The sequence below is a fragment of the Actinomycetota bacterium genome (assembly GCA_030018275.1).
In the GTDB taxonomy this organism is placed as follows: Bacteria; Actinomycetota; Aquicultoria; order Subteraquimicrobiales; family Subteraquimicrobiaceae; genus Subteraquimicrobium.
Genome location: JASEGB010000011.1, coordinates 45,620 through 51,908, shown reverse-complemented (window position 1 = coordinate 51,908; position 6,289 = coordinate 45,620). Strand labels below are relative to the sequence as shown.

9 protein-coding genes are annotated in these 6,289 nt (G+C 45.4%); all 9 read left to right on the top strand.

Annotated elements, in window-relative coordinates; all coding sequences use genetic code 11:
- Window positions 1-171: 171 nt before the first annotated feature.
- A complete protein-coding gene (rpmH, locus tag QMD66_05805; protein MDI6822352.1) occupies window positions 172-306 on the top strand; it encodes a 50S ribosomal protein L34 in 135 nt (44 codons plus the stop codon).
- 15 nt (window positions 307-321) lie between these two features.
- A complete protein-coding gene (rnpA, locus tag QMD66_05800) occupies window positions 322-663 on the top strand; it encodes a ribonuclease P protein component (GenBank protein ID MDI6822351.1) in 342 nt (113 codons plus the stop codon).
- Complete coding sequence (gene yidD / locus QMD66_05795) at window positions 660-869, top strand: membrane protein insertion efficiency factor YidD (GenBank protein MDI6822350.1); 210 nt, start codon at window positions 660-662, stop codon at window positions 867-869. The genes rnpA and yidD overlap by 4 nt, the downstream gene beginning before the upstream one ends.
- A 17-nt stretch (window positions 870-886) precedes the next feature.
- Window positions 887-1,558, top strand: coding sequence for a YidC/Oxa1 family membrane protein insertase (locus QMD66_05790; protein ID MDI6822349.1), 672 nt, complete (start codon window positions 887-889; stop codon window positions 1,556-1,558).
- Window positions 1,559-1,572: 14 nt separating this feature from the next.
- Window positions 1,573-2,190 carry an RNA-binding cell elongation regulator Jag/EloR gene (jag, locus tag QMD66_05785; protein MDI6822348.1) on the top strand — a complete coding sequence of 206 codons (618 nt, stop codon included), beginning with the start codon at window positions 1,573-1,575 and terminating at the stop codon, window positions 2,188-2,190.
- 292 nt (window positions 2,191-2,482) lie between these two features.
- Entirely contained in the window at window positions 2,483-3,253 is a 771-nt protein-coding gene (gene rsmG, locus QMD66_05780; protein ID MDI6822347.1) for a 16S rRNA (guanine(527)-N(7))-methyltransferase RsmG, read from the top strand.
- A 27-nt stretch (window positions 3,254-3,280) separates the two neighbouring features.
- The gene (locus QMD66_05775) at window positions 3,281-4,177 is read left to right on the top strand and encodes an AAA family ATPase (protein MDI6822346.1); all 897 of its coding nucleotides are present in this window, start codon (window positions 3,281-3,283) and stop codon (window positions 4,175-4,177) included.
- Window positions 4,170-5,024, top strand: a complete 855-nt coding sequence (locus tag QMD66_05770; GenBank protein ID MDI6822345.1) for a ParB/RepB/Spo0J family partition protein — start codon at window positions 4,170-4,172, stop codon at window positions 5,022-5,024. Before QMD66_05775 ends, QMD66_05770 begins: the two co-directional genes overlap by 8 nt.
- 106 nt (window positions 5,025-5,130) lie before the next feature.
- On the top strand, window positions 5,131-6,270 hold the full coding sequence (locus QMD66_05765) for an aminotransferase class V-fold PLP-dependent enzyme (GenBank protein MDI6822344.1): 1,140 nt from the start codon (window positions 5,131-5,133) through the stop codon (window positions 6,268-6,270).
- Window positions 6,271-6,289: the final 19 nt, after the last annotated feature.

Sequence of the window (6,289 nt, the reverse complement as noted above, 5' to 3'; positions counted from 1 at the left end):
TACACCCTAAATATTTCTATTAAAAGAATTTACACACAATAGTTTACGTTACCATTCATTCCATTTTTAAAATCGAACATTTGTTCGAAAAAGAAGGCGGTGGTTTCCTTGACACCGACCATGCCCCCCGTTATAATAACCCTATTCTTTTACGAGCTCAGGAGCATTTTTATGAAGAGAACTTATCAGCCGAAGATAAGGAAAAGAAAAAGGAAACATGGATTTAGAATCCGAATGTGCACAAAAGCGGGAAGAAAAATCATCGCCAACCGGAGGAGAAAAAATAGACAACGACTTTCCGCATGATCCTCGGTGATTATGGTGAGGAAAACCACTCTCTCTTCGCTCAGGGACTTCAAAGGGATATATAAGTATGGATTGAAGGCTTCAAATAGGTACTTGACCATAAGGTTTCTCAAAAGGGAGAATAGCGGGGGAAACCGAATAGCCTTTTGCATCAGTGGCAGAATAGGGAAAGCGGCGGCTCGTAATAGATTGAAGCGTCTCCTTAGAGAAGCATACAGAACAAATGAAGAAAAATTTAAAAAATGCTATGATTTAATCGTGATTGCCCATCAACCTCTCAAGGAGAAAACCTTCGAAGAGGTAGAGCAAATTCTCATGAGCATCTCTGGGGAGGCCAACCTTTTAACGAGGAAATGAAGATACTCATTCTTTTGTTGATAAAAGGATATAGAAGATTCATTTCAAGATATTTGCCTCCTGTCTGCCGGTTTTATCCGAGTTGTTCCCAATATGCTATTCAAGCGATAGAGAGATATGGACTATGCAGGGGATTATTCCTTTCCATAAGTCGAGTCCTACGCTGCCATCCATTCTCTCCGGGAGGTTATGACCCAGTCAAATGAAAGGGGAAACACGATAATTGGGTGCAATATTAGAGCCCATAGAAAAAATATTGTTGGAAGCTCTTAAATTTTTTTATGGCTATGTTCACAGTTATGGTCTGGCTATAATTTTGCTTACGGTCGCCGTAAAGGTGGCTTTGCTTCCCTTGACCATTAAGCAGGTTAAGTCAGCACAGGAACTTCAAAGATTGCAACCTAAGCTAAAGAAGATTCAGGAGAAATACAAACACGATAAAGAAAAACTGCAAAAAGAATTGATGAAATTTTATTCTGAACATAAGGTTAACCCATTAAGCGGTTGTTTGCCCCTCCTCCTGCAGCTTCCCATCTTTATCGCGTTATTTAGAATGCTTTCAGTAAATAAAGAGCTAGCCCAAGCTGGTTTTTTGTGGCTCACAAACTTAAGTAAACCTGATCCCTATTTTATTCTGGTCGTATTAATCGTCGTATCGACCTATCTTTCTTCGAAGACCATGGGCACCGATCCTCAACAGGAAAAGATGATGACCTTTATGTCCTTATTCATGGGCTTGATAGCATTACGGCTACCGGCCGGAGTTTTATTGTACTGGGTTACCTTTAACGTTTTGACCGTAATTCAGCAGTATTTGACGTTGAGAGTTGAATCCACTCCAGTTCTGCCTTCAAAGGCGAAGGAATTACCCTCCCGGGACAAGGAGAGGGTTTAATTAGGAGGGTAGAAATGAACCGAGTCATCGAGGCTGAGGGAGCATCCACCGAGGAGGCGATCGAAAAAGCCTTAAAGGATATCGGTGAAAGCAGGAAGGATGTAGAAATAGAAGTTTTGAGCGAGAATGAGGGGGAAGTTGGGGTAAAAGTTAAGCTGGCCATAAGGGACAGGAGGGTAAGCAGAGGAATAGATTTCCTCAGAGACGTTCTCCGGGAAATGAAAATTGAGGCGGCTGTGAATCCCATCGAAGAAGAGGACCACATGCTCATAAACATCGAAGGGGAAGGCATGGGACCATTAATCGGTCGCCGTGGAAAAACGCTCGATGCTATGCAGTTTCTCCTCAACACTGTGGCAAATAAAGGAGCTTTCCACCGAAAGTACATCATACTGGATATTGAAAAATATAGAGCGCGAAGGAAGAAAGGACTTGAAGAATTGGCCAGAAAAATGGCGGAGAAAGCCACAGCCACGGGTAAGGCGGTAACCCTAAGACCCATGACCGCTTATGAACGCAAGATAATACATTCCATACTTCACGATTATCCAGACATTGAGACTAGGAGCGATGGAGAAGAACCTTATAGGAGAGTAACGATATATCCGAAGCATGAAAAGGTAAAGGATTAAGGTGTATCAGCTTGACTTGTTTATAGTCCAGTTAAGGGTTAGGTGTTAAGAGTTAAAAGGTTAAATGTATTATTAACAAGATGAGTTGACACCACTCGAATGTCTAAGATGTAAACCTAAGACCATCCCAATGCCAAAGGAGATTGTGACAAAAATTCTCGTTCCAAGAAATTTTGGCATAGCACCCCTAAAATGCATTTATTCAACCGAGTTCCACGTGGAACTACCTGCTCTTTTTCTGAGGCGAAATGCAGTTTAAATCGCCTCTAATCGCAGAGAGAGGGAAGCTAGAATGAAGGGAATCGAAGAAATACTCATTGAAGGAGCAAGAATTTTTGGGGTCGCCCTCACTCCTCAACGGGTGAACGCTTTCCTATTTTACCTTGATGAGTTAAAGAAATGGAATAGGCGGGTTAATCTCACTAGTCTTAAGGATGATCGTGATATAGTGGTTAAGCACTTTTTGGATTCTCTAAGCTGCCTGGTCAGCGATAAAATTGAGGGTTACTCCAAGGTGGTTGATGTGGGAACCGGAGCTGGTTTTCCCGGTCTCCCCATAAAGATCGCTAGACCCAAAATTGAATTGACGCTCCTTGATTCTTCAAAAAGAAGAGCGCAATTCCTCATATATATGGTTGAAGCGCTGAAGCTTGAGGACTCCCAGGTTGTTTGTCTCCGAGCTGAAGAATTCGCGAGAAAGGAAAAAGTTAGAGAATCCTTTGATATAGTTTTGGCGAGAGCCGTCTCCTCCCTTCCCGCCCTTATGGAGTACACCCTTCCTCTCCTCAAAATAGGAGGATACTTCATAGCCCAAAAGAGTCAGAAGCTTAAAAATGAGCTAGAAGTCTCCCAAAGGGCAGCTTCCATATTGGGTGGAGAAGTTGAGAAGGTGATGGATATAGCCATACCCTTCTTGAACGCACAAAGGTATCTGGTTCTAACCAAAAAAGCAATGCCCACCGCAGACCGATATCCACGGAGGACAGGAATACCCACTAAGAGACCACTGGGTTTTTGCAGCAAAAAATTTCAAAAAATTTCGTTTTTAAAAAAGGAATTTTGAATGCGATAAAGAATAATAGTTTTGGATATGGTACTAGAAATCTTTAGACGCAGAAAAGAAGCAAAATCTGCAGCAAGGGTCAGAGAAGGTGTGCATATCAAAACCCCCGAGTTAGCTGAGACCCCAAAGGATCTTCAATTCCGCGAAAAATCCTCTCTCCGGAAATCTAAAATTTTCGCTATTGCCAATCAAAAAGGAGGGGTGGGGAAAAGCACCACCGCAGTTAATTTAAGCGCGTGCCTCGCGCAATCAGGGTACAAAGTTCTACTCATAGATATCGATCCTCAAGGTAATGCCACAAGCGGTGTGGGGTTAGATAAAATTGAGCGAAAATATTGTATCTACAATGCTCTAGTTGAAGATAAGTCCCTTGGAGAACTCATAGAAAAGACCGATATCGAACATTTGTTTGCAATTCCTGCCACTCTTCAGCTGGCGGGAGCGGAGATAGAACTGGTTTCATCCATCTCTCGTGAGTGCAGACTAAAGAAGGCCATTGAACCCATAAGGGAAAAATTTGATTACATCATCATCGATTGTCCTCCCTCTTTGGGCCTCCTAACCATAAATGCCCTTACGGCTGCAGGCGAAATCATAATCCCCATTCAATGCGAATATTATGCTCTAGAGGGACTGAGCAAATTGTTAGAAAGCATAAGGCTGGTGAAAACTCACCTGAATCACGATTTGGAGATCGCGGGGGTTCTCATGACCATGCACGACATCCGAACCAAATTATCTCAGCAGGTCGTTGATGAGGTTGTAAAGTTTTTCCAAGATAAAGTCTATAACACCATCATTCCCCGGACGGTGAGGTTGAGCGAGGCTCCCAGTTATGGTCAACCCATCACCGTTTATGATGCTACATCTAAGGGAGCCGAAGCCTACAAAAATTTTGCAAAGGAAGTGATGCAACGTGGTTAAACGAGGATTGGGGCGAGGCTTGAGCGCACTCATTTCTACCTTAGGCCAGGAAGAGGAGGGGGTTTGGGCTGAGGAGATTCCCGTGGAGAATATCTCTCCAAACCCGAATCAACCTCGAAAGCAATTCGACCCCCAAGCTTTTGAGGAGCTCGTTGCCTCAATAAAGGAATTCGGTCTCGTTCAACCCGTGGTGGTAAGACCCAAGAGCGACGGCTTCGAGCTTGTAGCCGGAGAAAGAAGATGGAAAGCTGCCAAGGAAGCGGGGCTCACCACCATTCCCGCGGTGATCAAAGAATCGACGGATACGGAGTCTCTGGAGATTTCGCTCATCGAGAACCTGCAGCGAGAGGATCTAAACGCCATAGAGGAAGCCATGGCTTACCGCCAACTCATTGAGCAATACAACATCACTCAAGGAGAGCTGGCGAACCGTGTTGGGAGAAGTCGCGTTGCCATCACCAATACGCTACGCCTCTTACAATTGCCCGATGAGATAAAACAGCTCATTACCGACGGAGATATCTCTTCTGGTCATGCTCGTGCCCTTCTTTCCTTGGAGGATCCGGAGCAGCAGAAAAAATTGGCCAAGCGAGTTGTGGCTGAAGGGCTTTCCGTGAGGCAAACTGAGAACATGGTACGACTCTGGCAAATGTCCGGCGCCAAGCATCGCAGGGTTCTTCAGCCAAAGGCTTTTAAAACGATCGCCAAAAACTTGAGCGAGACGCTTTCCGCCAGGGTTAGAGTGAAGATGGCTCAAAAGAAGGGAAAAATCGAGATAGAATTCAAATCCATTGATGAGCTTGAGAGGATCTACAAACTGATAATGCAAAGGATCCCCGTGCAATAATCGAAAGCAAGCGGAGATGCGAAGGCATTCATCGAAGGTATAATAATCTATACCCCACCGCCCTCGGTGGGGTATAATTTTAGGCATTGAAGAGGAGAGGAGTTAGATGATATATCTGGACAACGCCGCAACCTCCTATCCCAAACCGAAGCCAGTGATGGAAGCAATCGAGGAATGTTTCAAGCGGGCGGGGAGCCCGGGCCGAGGGGCTCATAAAATGGCACTCGCAGCGAGCCGGGTCATTCTAGAAACGCGGGAGCTTTTAGCCGAGCTTTTCAACGTCAAAGATCCCGCAAACATAGTTTTCACTCTCAATGCCACCGAAGCCATAAACTTGGGACTCAAGGGGCTCCTTAAGCCCGGCGACAATGTCATCACCACGAGCATGGAGCACAATGCCGTGACCAGACCCTTAAAGGATTTAGAAGCACAAGGGATCAAGGTCACGAAGATAAAGTGCTCTCATAAGGGCCATCTTGACCTCGATGATCTCCGGGACTCCATCTCACACGATACTAAACTCATCGTGATGACCCATGCCTCAAACGTCACGGGAACACTGATGCCCATCGAGGACGTTGGGGAAATCGCGCGGGGAAAGGCCATTTTTTTCATGGTCGACGCAGCTCAAACTGCTGGGATCTTCCCTATAGACGTTCAAGACATGAACATCGATCTTTTGGCCTTTTGTGGGCATAAAGGGCTTTTGGGACCTCAAGGCACGGGTGGTCTTTATATAAACCCCGATATCGATCTCAAGGAGCTAAAACAGGGAGGCACTGGCGGATATTCCGATGACCCATTTCAGCCGCGCATCCGGCCGGAGAGATACGAGGCGGGAACCCCAAATACGCCCGGGATCGCCGGTTTGGGAGCGAGCTTAAAATTCATTCGAGATATAGGACTTCAAAGCATCCATGATTTGGAGAGGGATCTTACTCTTCATTTATTGGAGGGATTGAGGAAAATGCCCCGGATTAAACTCTATGGACCACAGGCCGGTGAGGAGAGAGCACCGGTGGTTTCCTTGAATGTGGAGGGAATGAACCCTCACGAAGTGGAGTTCATTTTGGATCAGGCCTTCGATATTACAGTTCGGTCTGGGCTACACTGCGCACCAGATGCTCATAGGACCATTGGCACAGAGGGGCTTGGGGCAGTGAGATTCAGCATGGGATACTTTAACACAATGGAGGATATAGATCAAGCCATAGAAACCATGCGATATATTTGTGAAAAAAGCTGACGATATCAGCGCAAGGGCT

Bases quoted from the DNA above. Each gene is read 5' to 3' on its own strand.
- QMD66_05765 (MDI6822344.1), top strand. From the start codon at position 5,131: ATGATATATCTGGACAACGCCGCAACCTCCTATCCCAAACCGAAGCCA.
- QMD66_05775 (MDI6822346.1), top strand. From the start codon at position 3,281: ATGGTACTAGAAATCTTTAGACGCAGAAAAGAAGCAAAATCTGCAGCA.
- yidD (MDI6822350.1), top strand. From the start codon at position 660: ATGAAGATACTCATTCTTTTGTTGATAAAAGGATATAGAAGATTCATT.
- jag (MDI6822348.1), top strand. From the start codon at position 1,573: ATGAACCGAGTCATCGAGGCTGAGGGAGCATCCACCGAGGAGGCGATC.
- rpmH (MDI6822352.1), top strand. From the start codon at position 172: ATGAAGAGAACTTATCAGCCGAAGATAAGGAAAAGAAAAAGGAAACAT.
- rsmG (MDI6822347.1), top strand. From the start codon at position 2,483: ATGAAGGGAATCGAAGAAATACTCATTGAAGGAGCAAGAATTTTTGGG.